Origin of the sequence: Acuticoccus mangrovi (assembly GCF_016411865.1) — a bacterium.
Classification (GTDB): domain Bacteria; phylum Pseudomonadota; class Alphaproteobacteria; order Rhizobiales; family Amorphaceae; genus Acuticoccus; species Acuticoccus mangrovi.
Genome location: NZ_JAEKJA010000001.1, coordinates 343,314 through 359,945, shown reverse-complemented (window position 1 = coordinate 359,945; position 16,632 = coordinate 343,314). Strand labels below are relative to the sequence as shown.

At 69.3% G+C, this 16,632-nt stretch carries 15 protein-coding genes and 1 tRNA gene; 7 read left to right on the top strand and 9 right to left on the bottom strand.

Translation table 11 applies throughout. From position 1 onward, the window contains the following. Positions 1 to 150: 150 nt before the first annotated feature. The gene (locus tag JCR33_RS01690) at positions 151 to 438 is read left to right on the top strand and encodes a tyrosine-type recombinase/integrase (RefSeq protein WP_198880265.1); all 288 of its coding nucleotides are present in this window, start codon (positions 151 to 153) and stop codon (positions 436 to 438) included. 31 nt (positions 439 to 469) lie between these two features. Here JCR33_RS01690 and JCR33_RS01685 read toward each other — a convergent pair. Then, a tRNA-Pro gene (locus JCR33_RS01685) sits at positions 470 to 546 on the bottom strand. A 46-nt stretch (positions 547 to 592) separates the two neighbouring features. Then, the gene (locus tag JCR33_RS01680) at positions 593 to 1,006 is read right to left on the bottom strand and encodes a DUF3830 family protein (protein WP_198880264.1); all 414 of its coding nucleotides are present in this window, start codon (positions 1,004 to 1,006) and stop codon (positions 593 to 595) included. A gap of 249 nt (positions 1,007 to 1,255) precedes the next feature. Between JCR33_RS01680 and JCR33_RS01675 the strand changes: the two genes are divergently transcribed. Beyond that, complete coding sequence (locus tag JCR33_RS01675) at positions 1,256 to 2,068, top strand: EAL domain-containing protein (RefSeq protein WP_198880549.1); 813 nt, start codon at positions 1,256 to 1,258, stop codon at positions 2,066 to 2,068. A gap of 4 nt (positions 2,069 to 2,072) precedes the next feature. On the opposite strand, the gene JCR33_RS01670 is transcribed toward JCR33_RS01675, so the two are convergent. The 5 genes from JCR33_RS01670 to JCR33_RS01650 form a co-directional block, all read right to left on the bottom strand. Next, complete coding sequence (locus JCR33_RS01670; protein ID WP_198880263.1) at positions 2,073 to 3,704, bottom strand: isocitrate lyase/phosphoenolpyruvate mutase family protein; 1,632 nt, start codon at positions 3,702 to 3,704, stop codon at positions 2,073 to 2,075. Then, a complete protein-coding gene (locus JCR33_RS01665) occupies positions 3,683 to 4,957 on the bottom strand; it encodes a TRAP transporter large permease (RefSeq protein ID WP_198880262.1) in 1,275 nt (424 codons plus the stop codon). The genes JCR33_RS01670 and JCR33_RS01665 overlap by 22 nt, the downstream gene beginning before the upstream one ends. A 5-nt stretch (positions 4,958 to 4,962) precedes the next feature. Beyond that, the gene (locus JCR33_RS01660; protein ID WP_198880261.1) at positions 4,963 to 5,493 is read right to left on the bottom strand and encodes a TRAP transporter small permease; all 531 of its coding nucleotides are present in this window, start codon (positions 5,491 to 5,493) and stop codon (positions 4,963 to 4,965) included. A gap of 25 nt (positions 5,494 to 5,518) precedes the next feature. Continuing rightward, positions 5,519 to 6,526: a TRAP transporter substrate-binding protein gene (locus tag JCR33_RS01655; protein WP_198880260.1), complete on the bottom strand. Its 1,008-nt coding sequence runs from the start codon at positions 6,524 to 6,526 to the stop codon at positions 5,519 to 5,521. Between the two features lie 150 nt (positions 6,527 to 6,676). Then, entirely contained in the window at positions 6,677 to 7,018 is a 342-nt protein-coding gene (locus tag JCR33_RS01650) for a hypothetical protein (protein ID WP_198880259.1), read from the bottom strand. Positions 7,019 to 7,139: 121 nt separating this feature from the next. On the opposite strand from JCR33_RS01650, the gene JCR33_RS01645 reads away from it, so the two are divergent. Both JCR33_RS01645 and JCR33_RS01640 read left to right on the top strand, forming a co-directional pair. Continuing rightward, positions 7,140 to 8,951, top strand: coding sequence for an ATP-binding cassette domain-containing protein (locus JCR33_RS01645; RefSeq protein WP_198880258.1), 1,812 nt, complete (start codon positions 7,140 to 7,142; stop codon positions 8,949 to 8,951). Continuing rightward, on the top strand, positions 8,948 to 9,772 hold the full coding sequence (locus JCR33_RS01640; protein WP_198880257.1) for a TrmH family RNA methyltransferase: 825 nt from the start codon (positions 8,948 to 8,950) through the stop codon (positions 9,770 to 9,772). Before JCR33_RS01645 ends, JCR33_RS01640 begins: the two co-directional genes overlap by 4 nt. A gap of 87 nt (positions 9,773 to 9,859) precedes the next feature. Here the strand turns inward: JCR33_RS01640 and JCR33_RS01635 are convergent, their stop codons facing one another. Together JCR33_RS01635 and JCR33_RS01630 are read right to left on the bottom strand one after the other, a co-directional pair. Further along, entirely contained in the window at positions 9,860 to 11,935 is a 2,076-nt protein-coding gene (locus JCR33_RS01635) for a molybdopterin oxidoreductase family protein (protein ID WP_198880256.1), read from the bottom strand. Between the two features lie 42 nt (positions 11,936 to 11,977). Next, positions 11,978 to 12,487 carry a GNAT family N-acetyltransferase gene (locus JCR33_RS01630; RefSeq protein WP_211109995.1) on the bottom strand — a complete coding sequence of 170 codons (510 nt, stop codon included), beginning with the start codon at positions 12,485 to 12,487 and terminating at the stop codon, positions 11,978 to 11,980. Positions 12,488 to 12,623: 136 nt separating this feature from the next. Between JCR33_RS01630 and JCR33_RS01625 the strand changes: the two genes are divergently transcribed. Genes JCR33_RS01625 through JCR33_RS01615 form a run of 3 tightly spaced genes read left to right on the top strand, consistent with a single transcriptional unit; the run spans position 12,624 to position 16,601 of the window. After that, positions 12,624 to 13,526: an AAA family ATPase gene (locus JCR33_RS01625; RefSeq protein ID WP_232372058.1), complete on the top strand. Its 903-nt coding sequence runs from the start codon at positions 12,624 to 12,626 to the stop codon at positions 13,524 to 13,526. 11 nt (positions 13,527 to 13,537) lie between these two features. Then, on the top strand, positions 13,538 to 14,743 hold the full coding sequence (locus tag JCR33_RS01620; RefSeq protein ID WP_198880253.1) for a vWA domain-containing protein: 1,206 nt from the start codon (positions 13,538 to 13,540) through the stop codon (positions 14,741 to 14,743). 34 nt (positions 14,744 to 14,777) lie between these two features. Beyond that, positions 14,778 to 16,601: a hypothetical protein gene (locus JCR33_RS01615; RefSeq protein ID WP_198880252.1), complete on the top strand. Its 1,824-nt coding sequence runs from the start codon at positions 14,778 to 14,780 to the stop codon at positions 16,599 to 16,601. The last annotated feature ends 31 nt before the right edge of the window (positions 16,602 to 16,632 follow it).

The following is a 16,632-nucleotide window of genomic DNA, read 5'->3' as shown; positions in this document are numbered from 1 at the left end:
CGACAGCAACCGGCTCGTCGAAGAGATGGACGGTCGTCGTCCGCGATGGAGAAGCCGACAAGCAAACGGAAGCCGACCATCCGCCGGCCCACTCCGTTGGTCGCGCACACCCGCTCCTGGGTCGTCTCAGCTCGGCGACAGGGACGGCCGATGCGGCACGTCGTCGAATGGAACGGCAAGCCGGTGGAGTCGGTGAGGAAGGCGTTCGAGCGGGCGCGTGAGGCTGCCGGGCTGGGCGAGGACGTCACGCCGCACGTGCTGCGCCATACCTGCGCGACCTGGCTGATGCAGTCCTGGGCGGACCCTTCGGAGGTGGCCGGCTACCTGGGCATGACCATGGAGACGTTGCAGCGGACGTACGGCCACCATTCGCCGCTGCACCCGGCTTCCGTCCACCGATCCTTCGTGAACCGGTTCGCGAAACGGTCCGCCGGTTAGAAGGTTGGGATGGAGAAAGCTAGGAAATCGGTGGTCGGAGTGGCAGGATTCGAACCTGCGACCCCCTCGTCCCGAACGAGGTGCGCTACCAGACTGCGCTACACTCCGCTGCCGACCCCCGCCACATAGCGGGAGATCGGCGTGACCTCAAGCCTTAAACGCGCTCGATCCGCAACGATTGCGCACCATGCCACAGCGTGCGGGTGCCGAGGGCATGCAAATTCTCCAGCCCGCTCGTGAGCGTCAGGAAGTGGTTGCCGGCGAGCTGGCCCATCTTGCTCGCAAAATGCACCCCGCCATAGGCGAGCAGAATCTCCGTCTCGGAGATGCCACCCGGATAGAGGATCATCTGGCCCGGCGCCGGGTAGCTCGTGTGGTTCTCGTAGCTCACGCCGAAATCGCGCTCGCCGAGCGGCACCCACACCCCCTCCCCGCTCCAGCGCACGTGCACCACCTGGCTCTCGAACGGGAGCGCCGCGAGGATTGCCGCGCACGTCTTGGGCGCCCTCTCCTCCTCCAGCACCGCGTCGAACGCATAGGGTCCCGCGATCACCTTCACCGTCGTCATGCCGTCGCTCCCTTGCCGGTCTTTCCCGCCGATGAATGCCCGTTTGCCCGGCCAAAGGGAACGGGGACGATGCATTTCCCCATAACCAGCTATCGTTCCCCGGCGCGGCGTCGCCGAATCGCCCCCATATGCGCCGTTCGCCACCCCACTTCCTGGCCCGAGGCTGCCGCCCATACGTTTGGATGTCTGTCTCGGCAGAACGCCCGTCGTATAACGAAGGCTGTACCCACGACGGGGCGTTTGAGTGCCATGGTGACCAACTGCGAAAGCTGCGAGAAGATCTATCGCGCCCTCGGTTTCGAGTTCACGTTCGCGTTCCAGCCGATCGTCGACCTCCAGAATCGCCGAGTCTTCGCCTACGAGGCTCTGGTGCGCGGCACGCACGGGGAATCGGCGCACACCGTCCTGTCCCGCCTCGACGAATCCAACCGCTACGTGTTCGATCAGCGCGCCCGGCTGAAGGCGATCGAGGTCGCCGCGCCGCTGATGCGGGACGACGGGACGCTGTTGTCGATCAACATCTTCCCCAACGCCATGTTCGACCCGGTGCGCTGCCTCAAGGCGACGCTGCGCGCGGCGAAGGCGCGCAACTTCCTGCCGAGCCGCATCATGTTCGAGTGGACCGAGCAGGAGAAGGTGAAGGACGTCGGCCGGCTGCGTCAGATCGCCCGGCACTACGCCGCCTTCGGCTTCACCACCGCCATCGACGACTTCGGCAGCGGCTTCGCCGGCCTCGGCTTCCTCGCCGAGTTCGTGCCTCACGTCATCAAGATAGACCGTGGCCTCATCACCGGCATTCAGCGCGACGCGGTGCGGCAGGCGATCGTCGAGGCGGTGCTCACCGCGGCTCGGCGGATGAATGTCCGGCTGATCGCCGAAGGTATCGAGACGGCCGACGAGCTGCGCTGCCTGCGCGAGATGGGGATCGATCTCTTCCAGGGTTATCTGTTCGCCCGCCCTGAGATCGAAGCCCTGCCGGACGTCGACCTCTCGCGCCTGCCACCCGACATCTTGGCGTCGACGCCCGACCGGCGCGGCGCTTCTGTGCCGCTCGTCGCCTGAAAGCCTATTCGCGGAAGCCGTGGAAGAGGGCGCGAGACCCCTTCTGCGCGCCATACTCCGCGTCGACGGTGACGCGCGGGAAGCCGCACGCCTTCAGCATCGCCACGACGCACGCGACGTTCGGTCCCCACCAGTTGGTCGGATCGTTGTTGAGCTCGCGGCCGGGATAGAAGGCCATCGACGGCGGCTTGGCCGGAATGTTGAGATCGACGTGCGTCTCGATCACGAACATGCGCTTGGCGAGCGCCCCCACCTTCTCCACCGCCAGGAACGGGTTCTTGAGGTGGTAGAACACGCCGAGCATCAGCACCGTGTCGAAGGTGCCCACCGCGTCCTCGGATAGGTCGAGAACGTCGATCTCCTTCTCGCGCACGGTCGGATCGATCGCGGCCTTCGCGAGATCGAAGCCGCGCTTGCTCGCATGGCCCGGCCCACTCCAGCAGAAATAGTCGGTAGCGAGCACGTCGCTCGCGCCGCGGCGCTTCGCCTCGAACGAGAAGTAGCCGTCCCACGCTCCGACATCGAGCACGCTGTGTCCCTCGACCGGGTGGGCGAAAACGCGGTCCGCCTGATAGGCGAGCCGATCGGCCGGCTTGATGCCATGGGTGACGACCCCGTCGCCGAGATCCATCGTGTGGAACCAGTGGATCTTCTCCGCCCGCGCGCGCTTTTCGTCCACCGTCAGGGGGGCGGCCATAGTCGTGCTGTTCACGGTCTCGATCTCCTCGGCATCGCTCCCGGCAGCCGCCTCGACTGGGTCGATGCGGGCGCCGACGTAGCGCTTTTCAGTCTCATAGTAAGCGTCGAAGCCCACCCGGCGACGCAGTTCGGCAAAGTCGAGAAGCCCCGCCGGGGCCTCGCCCACCTTGAGAGCGTCGAGCGCCTGCGTCATCGCCCGCATCGCGGCCGACATCAAGGTGAGCGGATAGATGGCGATGCGAAAACCGAGATCCGCGAGCTCGTCGTTTGCGAGGATCGGCGTCGCCCCGCCCTCCACGAGGTTCGCCATCTTGGGCCCCGGGAGCTCCTCGCAGATCCGCCGCATCTCTTCCACCGACTGCGGCGCCTCGACGAAGAGAATGTCGGCGCCCGCCTCGTGGAAGGCCGCGGCGCGGGCGATCGCTTCGGAGAGGCCGTGCTCGTGGCGCGCGTCGGTGCGGGCGAGGATCAGGATGTCCCGCCCCTCGTCGCGCGCGTCGGCGGCGGCGCGGATACGGTCCACCGCCTCCTCCCGCCCCACCACGGCCTTGCCCCGCGTGTGGCCGCAGCGCTTGGGGGCGAGCTGATCCTCGATCATCACCGCGGCGAGCCCGGCGTCGGCGTAGCCCTTCACCGTGCGGCGCACGTTGAGCATGTTGCCGTAGCCGGTGTCACCGTCGCCGATCACCGGGATCGACACCGCGCCGACGATGTCGCGCGCCGCCGCCACCATCTCGCCGTAGGAGATGAGGCCGGTGTCCGGCGCGCCGATCCGCGCCGCCGACACGGCGAAGCCCGACATGAAGGTGAGCTCGAACCCCTCCTGCTCGATGAGCTTGGCCGACAGCGCATCGAACGCCGACGGCACAGTGTAGCAACGTTCCTCCGCCAACAGCCCGCGCAGACGCTCGGCGATCAGAGATGGAACGGCAGCCATAGAACGATGTCCTGGAAGATGGTGATGACGAGGACCGTCAGCAGCATGAGGGCCAGGAAGGGAAGAACCCCTCGGGCGACCTCTGTCAACGTTCCTTTCCCCACCGCCTGTATGACGTAGAGATTGAGACCCACCGGTGGGGTGATCAGCGCACACTCGACCATGATCACGAAGAAGACGCCGAACCAGATCGGGTCGATGCCGAGCGGCATCAGCGACCCGGCGAGCACCGGCACCATGATGAGGAGCAGCGAGAGCGACTCCATGAAGAGCCCCATCACCAGGAGCACCAGCGCCACCACCAGGATGAAGAGACCCGCCGAATCGATGTTGGTGGAGATGAAGGCGGAGACGTCCTGCGGGATCCGGTAGAGCGCGATCGCCTTGCCGAACACCTTGGCACCGGCGACGATGAGAAGGATCACCGCCGTGGTCTTCATCGAGCCCACCACCGCGTCCCAGAGGTCGCGCAGGCTGAGGGTCCGCAGAACGACCCCGGTCACGAAGAGGGCGCCGGCGAAGCCGATCGCCGCCGCCTCGGTGGGCGTATACCAGCCGCGATAGATGCCGGCGATGACGAACACCGCGAGCGCCACCGTGGGCAGCGCCCGGACGCCGCTGCTCCAGCGCTCCTCCCACGTCGCCTTGGCGATGCGCTCCAATGACGGCAGGGTCCGCGCATAGAGGATCGAGTAGATGATGAAGAAGACGATCATCAACAACCCCGGCCCGACGCCGGCGATGAAGAGGGCGAGCACCGATTCCTCGGTGATGACGCCGTAGATGATCATGATGAGCGAGGGCGGGATCAGGATGCCGAGCGTGCCGCCGGCGGCGAGCACGCCGAAGGTGAAGTGGCGCGGATAGCCGCGCTTGGTCATCTCCGGGATCGCGACGGTGCCGATGGTGGCCGCCGTCGCCACCGAAGAGCCGGAGATCGCCGCGAACACGCCGCAGGCGAGAATGGTCGCCACAGCGAGGCCGCCCGGCAGATGCCCCACCCACGCCTGCAGCGCGGCGAAGAGGTCCTTGCCGACGCCCCCCTTCAGCATGACGTTCGCCATCAGCAGGAAGAGCGGCACCGAGACGAGGACGAAGTTGTCCATCGACGACAGGATGCCCGCCGGCGCCATCAGCGGCGAGAAGCCGCCGAAGGCCAGAAGCATGAGACCAAGCCCGCCGAGCGCGAACGCCACGGGCACGCCGATCAGGAGCAGCGCGAAGAGCGCCGCAAGAATGAGGAGCGTTTCCAAGGGGCCTAGTCCGTCAGCGGGCGTTCGTCGCCCTTGTGGTCATAGTCGAACGGGTCCCACCCCCCGCAGACGGTGGAGACGGTCAGGATGAGCGCCTGCAGCGAGAGCAGGCCGAAGCAGAGCGGAATGGCGGCCTGCGACCACCACTGCGGTATGTCGAGCATCGAGCCCGACGAGCGGCCGGTGGCAAAGCTCTTCGCCACCGTCGGAAAGCCGTGCCAGGCGACGAGGCCGGCAATCACCGCCACGAAGGTGAGGCTCGTCACGTGCGCCACCTTCTTCGCCGGGCGGGGCATCAGGTCGAGCAGGACCGTGACGCGGATGTGATCGTTGGAGCGCAGCAGGGCGGCGCTCGCGAGGAACACCGCCCAGGTCAAGAAGAGGCGCGACAGCTCTTCCGCCCAGATGGTGGGCGCATTGAAGAAATAGCGCGCCACCACCTCGTAGGTCAGCATCGCACCGATCAGGAAGAGCAGGACGGCGGCCACGACCGCGAGCGCGTTCGCCACCCACGCCACGGGGCCGCCCCCCGTCATCGTCGCATTCCCCTCCACGGCGGCCTCAGAGGCTCTTCGCCGCGTCGTAGACCTTCTGGCCGAGATCGCCCGCTTCCTTCAGCCACGTGTCGATGACGGGCTGGGACGCGGTCTTCCAGGCCTCGATCTCCTCCGGTGTGGGATCGTAGATCGCCATGCCGTTCGCCTCGGCGTCGGAATAGGCCTTGGCCTCGATGTTGGACATCTCGTCGCGGACGCGCTCCTGAGCCCGGGTCGCGGCCTCGTTGATCCACATCTGCTCCTGCTCGGAGAGACCTTCCCAGTAGTCCTGGTTGATCACCACGATGAACTCGATGTCGGCGACGTTCACGCGGGTGATGGTGTCCATCACGTCCCACAGCGAGCGCGACTGGACGCCCGACACGCCGGTCATGCCCACGTCCACCGTGCCGCGCTGATAGGCGAGGAACTGCTCTGAGCCCGAGATCAGCGTCGGCACGCCGCCGACCGCCTGCACCCACTGGCCGAGCGTCTTGCCGAACACGCGGACCTTCTTGCCCTTCATCTCGTCGGGCGTCTTGATGGGCGCGTCGTTCGACAAGAGGATCACCGTGCCATAGGCCTGCCACCAGAGCACGTTCGCCCCGGTCTCGGCGATGGCGTCGTCGATCAGCGTGCGGACGGGGCTGCCGGCGGCGACGGCGGCGCGCACCTTCTCCTCGGAGTTGAGGAGGAAGGGCATGTAGAAGACGTCCACCGCCGGGATCTCGCCCACATAGGTGGTCAGCGAGGCGACGCCGGCCTCGATCTGGCCCGAGCCGACCGCGTCGGGCACTTCCTTGTCCTTATAGAGCTGCGCCGAATCGTAGATTTCGACGCTGACGTCACCCTCGGAGATCTTCTCCACCTCCTCCTTGAAGTAGAGAAGATTCTGGCCGAGGTGCGACTTCAGCGGCAGCTGCAGCGTGATGCGGAGCGTGGTCTCGGCCTGCGCCGGCAGCGCCGTGATCGCCGTCGCCGCGGCAAGTGCTCCGGCCGCCGCCAGACGCGCGACGGTGTTCCATGGGGTCATCGTTTTCCTCCCTCCCTTAGGCCATTCGGCCGAACGCCGATCAAACGCCGGCGATTTCAGCCAGATGGGCTCAGCAGGAAGCAGGCTGTCAACCCTCACCCCATCGAAGGCTCCGTCTCGCCCACGCCAATATGGGGCGCTCGGGTCGAGTTAAGCCGCGACCGCGAAGGCGAGCGGCGTCTCGGCGCCCGCCTCGAGGCCCCGTCCGTCCCGCCGCTCGTTCCAGCCGCGGCCCGGCGCGGTCAGCCACAGTCGCGCGGCCGAGGACAGCATCGAGAAGGTGTCGCGGGTCAGCGCGGCCACGAACATCTTGTCGGACGAGGACAGCGCCGGGCGCATCACGGCGGCGAGCTGATCGGCGTCGCGGGCGGTGTCGACCAGCCAGAATTCCACGCCGACCCGGTAAACCTCGCTGAAGCGCTCGCGGAGGGCGCGATCGATCGCCCCTCCGTCCTTGGACTTCGACGAAATGAAGACCCCATGCACCGCCATCGCGACCTCCCGATCCAGGTTGAGGCAGGGTGAACGTTCTTGGTTAACAAGACGCTAATACGCGCATGACCGTCCGCCGGCGCCTATTGCAGGCGACCGTGCGGACGCCTAATGCGAGGAGATGGCAAGGCCCCCCGTTCTCACTCTGCAAGACATCGCCCTCACCTTCGGCGGCACGCCGCTGCTCGAGGCTGCCTCGCTGCAGCTCGGCGCCGGCGAGCGCATCGCCCTCGTGGGCCGCAACGGCTCGGGCAAGTCCACCCTCCTCAAGATCGCCGCGGGGCTCGTCGCCCCCGATTCGGGCCGCCGCTTCGTGCAACCCGACGTCACGGTGCGCTACCTCGCCCAGGAGCCCGACCTCAGCCAGTTCGCGAGCGTCGGCGCCTACGTGGAGACGGGGCTCGGCCCGGGCGACGATCCGCACGCCGCGCGCGCCACGCTGGAGGCGCTGGGGCTCGACCCCGACGCCGCCCCCGGGCCGATGTCGGGCGGCGAGATCCGCCGTGCGGCCCTCGCCCACGCGCTCGCCCCCAACCCCGACGTGCTCCTCCTCGACGAGCCCACCAACCACCTCGACATCGCCGCCATCGGCTGGCTCGAGGCCGAGCTCAAGGCGCGCCGCGGTGCCCTCGTCCTCATCAGCCACGACCGGCGCTTTCTGGAAAATCTCTCCACCGCCGTGGTGTGGCTCGATCGCGGCCGCACCCACCGCATGGAGCGCGGCTTCGCCGCCTTCGAGGACTGGCGCGACGAGATCCTCGCCGCCGAGGACGACGAGCGGCGCCGCCTCGACAAGAAGATTGCCCAGGAGGAGGAGTGGTTGCGCTACGGCGTGACCGCCCGGCGCAAGCGCAACATGGGGCGCCTGCGCAATCTCCAGGCGCTGCGGACGGAGCGTCGCGAGGCGCGCCGCCAGACCGGCCTCGCCGACATGCAGCTCGCCGGCGCCGAGCGCTCCGGCAAGCGCCTCATCGTCGCCGACCACATCTCCAAGGCGTTCGGCGACAAGACCGTGGTGAAGGACCTCTCCCTCACCGTGATGCGCGGCGACCGCATCGGCCTCGTCGGCCCCAACGGCGTCGGCAAGACGACGCTGGTGAACCTCCTCCTCGGTCGCCTCTCACCCGATCTCGGCACCGTCAAGTTCGGCGTGGACCTCGAGATCAACCTCCTCGACCAGCGCCGCGCCGCCCTCGACCCGGACATGCCGCTGCGCCAGGCGATCAGTCCGTCGGGCGGCGACCAGATCACCGTCGGCCACACCACCAAGCACGTGGCGGGCTACCTGAAGGACTTCCTGTTCGCGCCGGAGCAGTTCAACACCCCCGTCGGCGCGCTGTCGGGCGGCGAGCGGGCACGCGTCCTCCTCGGCCGTGCCTTCGCGATGCCCTCCAACATCCTGGTACTCGACGAGCCGACCAACGATCTCGACCTCGAGACGCTCGACCTCCTCGCCGAGGTGATCGCCGACTATGACGGCACCCTCCTCCTCGTCAGCCACGACCGCGACTTCCTCGACCGCACGGTGACGACGACACTCGTCGCCGAGGGCGAGGGCCGCTGGGGCGAATATCCGGGCGGCTATTCCGACATGCTGACCCAGCGCGGCGACGCGCCCGGCACCGAGCCGGCGGCCGCCGCGCCCAGGGCCGAGAAGGCGGAGAAGGCGGAAAAGCCCCGCCAGGAGCCACAGAAGAAGCTCTCCTTCCGCGAGAAGCACGACCTCGAGACGCTACCCGACCGCATCGCCGCGTTGGAGAAGGAGATGGCCGACCTTTCCGACCGTCTCGCCGATCCGAACCTCTATGCACGCGACCCGAAGCGCTTCGACAGCCTGACGAAGACGCTCGCCGACCGTCAGACCGAGCACGCCGCCGCCGAGGAGCGCTGGCTCGAGCTCGAGATGAAGCGCGAGGAGCTCGAAGCGGGTTGAGCCCGTCGGAGCCGGTGCGGATCACGAACCCCGACGATCCGCGCATCGCCCTCTTCCGTGAGGTGAAGGAGCGCGACCGGGTGGGGCGCGAGGGCGTCTTCATCGCCGAGGGACAGTCCGTCCTGACGGTGCTTCTGACGCGCTCGCCGCTCGACCGGCTGGCGATCCTGGTCGACGAGCGGCGGGCCGATCGGCTCGACGTCCTCGCCCACCGCGGCGCGACGCCACTCTACGTGGCGCCTCAGAAGGTGCTCAACGCGATCGCCGGCTTCGACCTCCACCGCGGCATCCTCGCGGCGGGGCGCATCCCGCCGTCGGCCGCACTCGACGGGGTGGGCTCCGGGCCGCTCGCCCTCCCCGTGCTCGTCAATCTCGCCAACCACGACAATGTCGGCGGCATCTACCGCAACGCCGCCGCCTTCGGCGCGGCGGCCGTGGCGATCGACCCGACCACGGCCGATCCCTTCTATCGCAAGGCGATCCGCGTCGGGGTGGGCGCCCCGCTCTTCCTGCCGACGATCCGCACCGGCGATCCCGTCGCCTTCTGTGCCGAGCTCGCGGCGCACGCCATCGTGCCCTACGCCCTCACCCCCTCGGCGCGCCGCCACGTCGGAGCGGCACCGCTCGCCCCGCGCGCCGCCTTCCTGCTCGGCACCGAGGGGGCGGGGCTGCCCGCTCCCCTCCTCGCCGCCGCCGAGCCGCTCGCCATCGACATCGCCTCGGGCTTCGACAGCCTCAACGTCGCCGCGGCGAGCGCCATCGCCCTCCACGCCCACCGCCTGGAACACGGCGGCGATCGCCCGCTCGCGGACCCGAGCTAAAGCGCGTTCCGGAAAAGTGAAGCCGGTTTTCCGCTCGGAACGCGTAGCCGAGGAAGCTGGAGCCGGTTCGGTGAGCCCGAACCGGCGCTAGCCGACGCGGGTGAGGCTCACGCGGTTGTCGTGGAAGGCGGCGCCGCCGTGCGGGGCGACGGGGTCGGCGCCGGTCAGCACGTTGATGCCCTTGCCGTCGACGAACGCCTCGTTGGGGTAGAGGCCCTCGCAGATCAGCGTGCCCCTCTGCACACCGTCGAAGAGACGCGCCTTCACCCGCACCGCACCGCGCGCGTTGGAGAGACGCACCATGTCGCCCGCCTCGATGCCGTTGGCGGCGGCGTCGTCGGGATGGACCATCACCGAGGGCTCGCCCTCGCGCTTCTGCGAGCCCGGCGTCTCGTTGAACGTCGTGTTGAGGAAGGAGCGCGCCGGCGCCGTCACCAGGCGGAACGGCTCCTGCGGCGTCGCCACCTCGATGACGTTCCACTGATCCGGGAACGTCGGCAGGCCCGCGACGGGCCCCATCGGGCCGTTGTTGGGGGCGCGCGTGCCCACCCAATCCGGCCGGAAGCGGAACTTGCCGTCGGGATTGGCGAAGCCGTTCAGATAGTGCGCCTCCTCGAAGGGGGGCTGCATGTCGATCCAGCCGTCGCGCTCCAGCGCCGCCATGTCGAGGCCCGAGGCGGTCACCATCTGCTCGATGAGCGCGCGCGCCGACATCGCGAAGCCCGGATGCTCCGCCCCCACGCGGCGGGCGATCTCGGCCTGCACGACATGGTTCTCGCGGCACTCGCCCGGCGCGTCGACGAGCTTGAGGCCGAGGAGGAGGTTCTGATGGCCGCCGCCCTTATAGATGTCGTCGTGCTCGGTGAACATCGTCGCCGGCATCACGATGTCGGCCATGCGGGCGGTCTCCGTCATCGCCTGCTCGTGGACGGCGACGAAGAGATCCTCCCGCGCGAAGCCCTTGCGCACCTTCTCGTGCTCAGGCGCCACCACCATCGGATTGGTGTTCTGGATGAACATCGCCGACACCGGGGGACCGCCGAGGAGCGCTTCGGGCTCGCCGAGGAGAACGCGGCCGATCATCGACTGGTCGAGCCGGCGCGTCGTCGGGTCGACCACGTCGGTGCCCTCGATCAGCGTCTTGTCGAGGGTGTAGATCGCCCCGTTGTTGTGGAAGGCGCCGCCGCCCTCACGCTGCCAGAGGCCGAGCACGGTGGCGATGGAGGCGGCCGCGTGCATCGCCACCGCGCCGTTGCGCTGGCGGGTGAAGCCGTAGCCGAGGCGCAGATAGGTGCGCGGCGTGGTGCAGACGAGCTTGGCGAACGCCTCGATCTCGACCACCTCGAGGCCGGTGATGGCGGCCGCCCACTCCGGCGTGCGGGTCGCAAGGTGGGCCTCGAGGCCGGCGGCATCGTCGGCGTAGCGGGCCATGTAGGCGCGGTCGGCGTGACCGTCGCGGAAGGCGACATGCATCACCGCGCAGGCGAGCGCCGCGTCGGTACCGGGGCGCAGCACGAGCCCCATGTCGGCCTGCTTCACGGTGTCGTTGCGATAGACGTCGATGACGACGATCTTGGCGCCGCGAGCCTTCCGCGCCGCCGCCGCATGGGTCATCACGTTGACCTGCGTCGACACGGCGTTGGTGCCCCAGATCACCAGGCAATCGGTCTCGCGCATCTCCCGCGGATCGGGGCCGGCCAGGCGGCCGGTGCCGGCGATGAAGCCGGTCCACGCCATATTGGTGCAGATCGTGTCGAACTGGCGCGAGTAGCCCTTGGCGTGGCGCAGCCGGTGGATGCCGTCGCGCTGCACGAGGCCCATGGTGCCTGAATAGTGGTAGGGCCATACCGCCTGCGCCCCCGCCTTCGCCTCGGCGGCGAGCATCGCCTCGGCGGTGCGCTCGAGCGCCTCCTCCCACGAGATGGGCTTGAAGTCGCGCCCCCCCTTCGGCCCGGTCCGCAGCAGCGGCACGGTGAGACGGTCGGGGTTATGGGCGCGCTCAGCGTAGCGGGCGACCTTCGCGCAGATCACGCCGGCGGTGTAGGCGTTGCCCGGCGCGCCGCGCACGCGCCCGATGCGCCCGTCGGCCACCTCCACCTCCAGGGCGCAGGTCGACGGGCAGTCGTGCGGGCAGGCTGAGCGCAGACGGACGGGTGCGTTCATGTGAGTTCCCATGGGCGACGTGGTGACTGCAACCTTACGCGATCATGCAAGCGCATCAAATGCCGGCGCATAGGCGACCGGGCCCGCCCGGCCGTCGAGCGCCCCGTCGGACAGCGCCAACGCCAGAAAGTAGGGTCCCGCATAGGGCGAGGCGAACGGCGCGGCCGCCTCCGCCGAGAAGCCGAAGCGCTCGTAGTAGGCCGGCTCGCCGAGCACGAACGCCACCTCCCATCCACCCCGCCGCGCCGCCTCCAGCCCGGCGCGCACCAGCGCGCTGCCGATGCCGAGGCGCTGGGCGGCGAGCACCACCGACAGCGGCGCGAGGCCCACCGCGGGCAGCGGCGCCGTCATCTGCGAAAACGCGACGTGCCCCACCACCTCCCCGTCCTGCCGGGCGACAAGCGAGATCGCCATGTCGCCGTCCTCGCGCAGCCGGCGCACCAGATCGCGCTCGGCTCCCCGATCGAACGCGGCAGTTACCACGCGGTCGATGGCCGGAAAGTCGGCCTCCGTCTCCCTCTCGATCACGATCCCGATCTCGCCCCCACCCATTGCAACGGCCCCGTTCTTTCCCAACTGCAAGTCCGGATTGTCCGGCTGCCGGTTGTCCTGCCGTCGCGGCATGCGCTACCCCTCGGGGGTGCCGAGCCGCACCATCGGCCGCAACCCACTACCCGAAGGTACAGCGTTGAGCGCACTCCCCACCTCCATCGACGAGACCGAGGCCCTGCTGGCCGGCGCCGACTACGTGGCCGACCGATCGCTTGCCACCGTCCTCTACCTCGCCCTCAAGCTGCAGCGACCGCTGTTTCTCGAAGGCGAGGCGGGCGTCGGCAAGACCGAGATCGCCAAGGTGCTCGCCTCCGCCCTCGGTCGCAAGTTGATCCGCCTGCAGTGCTACGAGGGACTCGACCAGGCCGCCGCCCTCTACGAGTGGAACTACCCGGCCCAGATGCTCGCGATCCGCCAGGCCGAGGCGAGCGACGGTCATGCCGTCGACGTGTTCTCCGAGCGCTTTCTCATCAAGCGCCCCATCCTCGAAGCGCTGCAGACGCCGACGGAAGGTGCGCCGGTGCTCCTCATCGACGAGCTCGACCGGGCCGACGAGGCGTTCGAGGCCTTCCTTCTCGAAGTGCTGTCCGACTTTCAGGTGACGATCCCCGAGTTCGGCACCGTGCGGGCGGCCGAGCCGCCGATCGTCATCATCACCACCAACCGCACGCGCGAGATCCACGACGCGCTGAAGCGGCGCTGCCTCTATCACTGGGTGGACTACCCCTCGATGACGCGCGAGCGGGAGATCGTGCGGCGCAAGGCGACGGGCGCCGGCGAGCGCCTCGCCGAGGAGGTGGTGGCGTTCGTCCAGATGCTGCGCGCGGGCGACCTCTTCAAGCCGCCGGGGGTCGCCGAGACGCTCGACTGGGCGCAGGCCCTCGCCGAGCTCGATCAGATGGTGCTGGAGCCCGGCGTCGCCGACGACACGCTCGGCGTGCTCCTGAAATATCAGGACGACATCGCCAAGGTGCGCGGCTCCGAGGTGCAGCGCATGATCGACGAGATCCGCGCCCGCGCCGCGTCCCATCCGGTCTGAGCCGGAGCGGCATGAACGCCCCGGCGACGCCACCGACCCCCGCCCCCGGCGGCCACATCCACGAGAACATCGCGATGTTCACGCGGGTGCTGCGCGACTCCGGGCTGCCGGTGGGGCCGGCCCATGCGCTCGACGCGGTGCGCGCGCTCGAGGCGGCGGGCCTCGCCTCCCGCACCGACGTCCACGCCGCCCTCAAGGCCGTGTTCGTGCACAAGCGCGACCAGATCCCGGTGTTCGACGCCGCCTTCGACGCCTTCTTCCGCGGCCGCAACCTGCTCGACAAGATGATGGAGCTCCTGTCGCCCGTCGCCGACGAGCGCAAGGCGGAGGAGAAGCCGCGCGCCGGCGCCGCCCGCGTCGCCAACGCCCTCCATCCGCCGCGCCGCGACCCGGGCACGGAGCAGCCACAGGATATCGAGGTCGACGCCCGCCTCACCGCCTCCGAGCGCGAGACGCTGCGCACCAAGGACTTCTCGCAGATGACGGCGGCCGAGCTCGACGCCGCCCGCGCCGCCATCGCCCGCCTCGCCTTCGACGGCGACCGGGTGAGAACGCGCCGCCGCGTCGCCGCCCCGCGCGGCCGCTTCGATCCGCGCCGCTCGATGCGCGCCGCGATGCGCACCGGCGGCGAGATGATCCTTCCCAAGATGGCGACGCGCGCCGTCAAGCCGCCGCCGGTGGTGGCGCTCTGCGACATCTCCGGCTCCATGGCCGACTATTCGCGCGTCCTCCTCCACTTCCTCCACGCCCTCGGCGAGCGGCGGCGGGTGACCACCTTCCTGTTCGGCACCCGCCTCACCAACGTCACCCGCTCGCTCGATCGCCGCGATCCGGACGAAGCGCTCGCCATGTGCTCGCAGCAGGTGGCGGACTGGTCGGGCGGCACCCGCATCGGCACCTCGCTCGCCACCTTCAATCGCGAGTGGTCGCGCCGGGTGCTGTCGGGCGGCCCCATCGTGCTCCTCGTCACCGACGGGCTGGAGCGCGACGGCGACACCACGGAGCTCGCCCGCGAGACGGACCGCCTGCACCGCTCCTGCCGCCGTCTCCTGTTTCTCAACCCGCTTCTGAGGTTCGAGGGGTTCGAGGCGAAGGCGCGCGGCATCCGCGCGATGCTGCCCCATGTCGACGCCATGTTGCCGATCCATTCGGTCGAAAGCGTAGCCGATCTTGCCGCCGCACTTGCCGGACATGAGGTGCATCGCGCATTTTATTAGTCCGGACATGGGAGATCGTTGAACCGATGGGGTAGTGGTATGGTGCGCGATCCTCTTCTTCGCGGTGCTCGGCCTCGGGCCGGCTCACGCTCTCTCGGGTGACGCGACGGCGGAGCGCCTCGTCACATACGCGCCGCCGCTCGGTGCCGACGCGATCAATTTCGACGACGTCCGCCAGGAGCGCGACACCGTCACCATCCGCTCGATGGATCTCGTCTGGCATGCGGCCATCGGGCGCCCGCCCTATCGGGCCGACCTTCTGCTGCGGATCCCGCATGCCGTCTTTCAAGGGCTGAGCCGGGTCGGGGACCGCGTCCGCGCCGATAAGATCCGCGCCACCGAAGCCCGGATCAGCGTCGTCCGGGCGGACGGCTCCTCCCTTTGGGCAATCACCGTGCGACAGCTGACGCTGTCCGCCGTCTCCTGGGAAATCGGCGACAAACGCCGCCCGCTCGAGCGGCTTGCGGGCTTCGCCGCCAAGGAGATGCAACTCTCCGTTCCGAGCGGCTTCCGGCTGACCGCCCGCGACATCGCGCGCGGTCGGATCGGCTGGATCGGCGTCGGCGACGCGGCGAAGCCGAGCCCCGCCGTTCACTGGAGCTACGCGACGCTCGAGGGGATCGACCTCGTTGCGCTGTTTTCCAGCCTCTCCGCCGAGCCTCGGGCGGGCAGCTCGCGCCCCTTCCTGCGGCGGGGGCGGGTCGGCCCGCTCTCCGCCGTCGGCACCGACGGCGCGGCATGGTCCCTCGGCTCGCTCACCGTCGAAGGGCTCGCCGCGAACGGTGGCATCGTCTCCCTCCTCGACAGCATCGCGACCGGATCCGAGCCGACCTCGCGAACCATCGAGACGGCCGTCGCGAGGACGCTCTGCGCGATGTCGGCCGAGCGCATCGAAGCGACCCGGCTCGTCGCACGCGGCGACCGCGACGTCGCCCTTCGCGTCGACACGCTCACGGCCACCGGGGTGCACCCGGACAGATCGACGACGCTCGCCATCGAGGGAGCCTCGGTGCGAAGTGCGACGAGCGCGGCCCGGCTGGACCGGTTCGAGATCTCGCGCGCCGTGTTGCCGAACTATCAGCGGGCCTGCACCACCCGCAGCGCCGGGCTCACGCGCCTCGCGCACCTGGTGGCGCTGGTACCGGTCATCGAGGCCGTGTCCGTCGAAGGGCTCGCCCTACAGGAGACGGCGAGCGCCCGCGTCACCCTCGACCGGGCCGAGTTGGAGCTTTCCGAGCACGTCGGCCCCTTCCCCACGTCGGCGCACTGGACGGCGTCGCTGTCGGCGCCGATCGGCACCCCCGTCGACCCGCCGGTCGTGGTGCGCATGCTCGCCCGGCACGGGATCCACGAACTGCGCATCGAGGAGAGCGGCTCGCTCCGCTGGCGCAGCGACGAGACGCTGCACGTCACCTCCACCAGCACCTACGCCCACCTCGGCAGCTTGAGCCTCGACCTCACCCTGACGGGTCTGCCCTACGCCGTGCTCGTTCGCCCCAGCCGCCTCGGTGAGGCTCTCAGTACCCTCGCCGCCAAGCAGATGACCCTCACCCTCGCCGACGACGGACTCGTCGATACCATGATGGCGGTGATCGAAGAGCTCGCGCCGACGGTGGCGATCAGCGGTACCGACATGGCGTTGAGCTTCTTTGCCCGCTCCGTGGAGCCGCTCGTGTCCGCTCCGGACGGCGGACCGGCGATGCCGGCGTTCGCGGCCTTTCTCCACGAAGGTGGCGAGCTGGTGCTCTCGGCCACTCCGCCGAAACCGGTGCCGGTCACCCAGCTGATGGTGGCGGCGATGCGGGCGCCGGCGGCGATCGCGACACTGATGCGGATCACCCTCGATCACCGGAATTGAGGGGCTTGTGCCGTCCGCCGGCGGCGGCCGA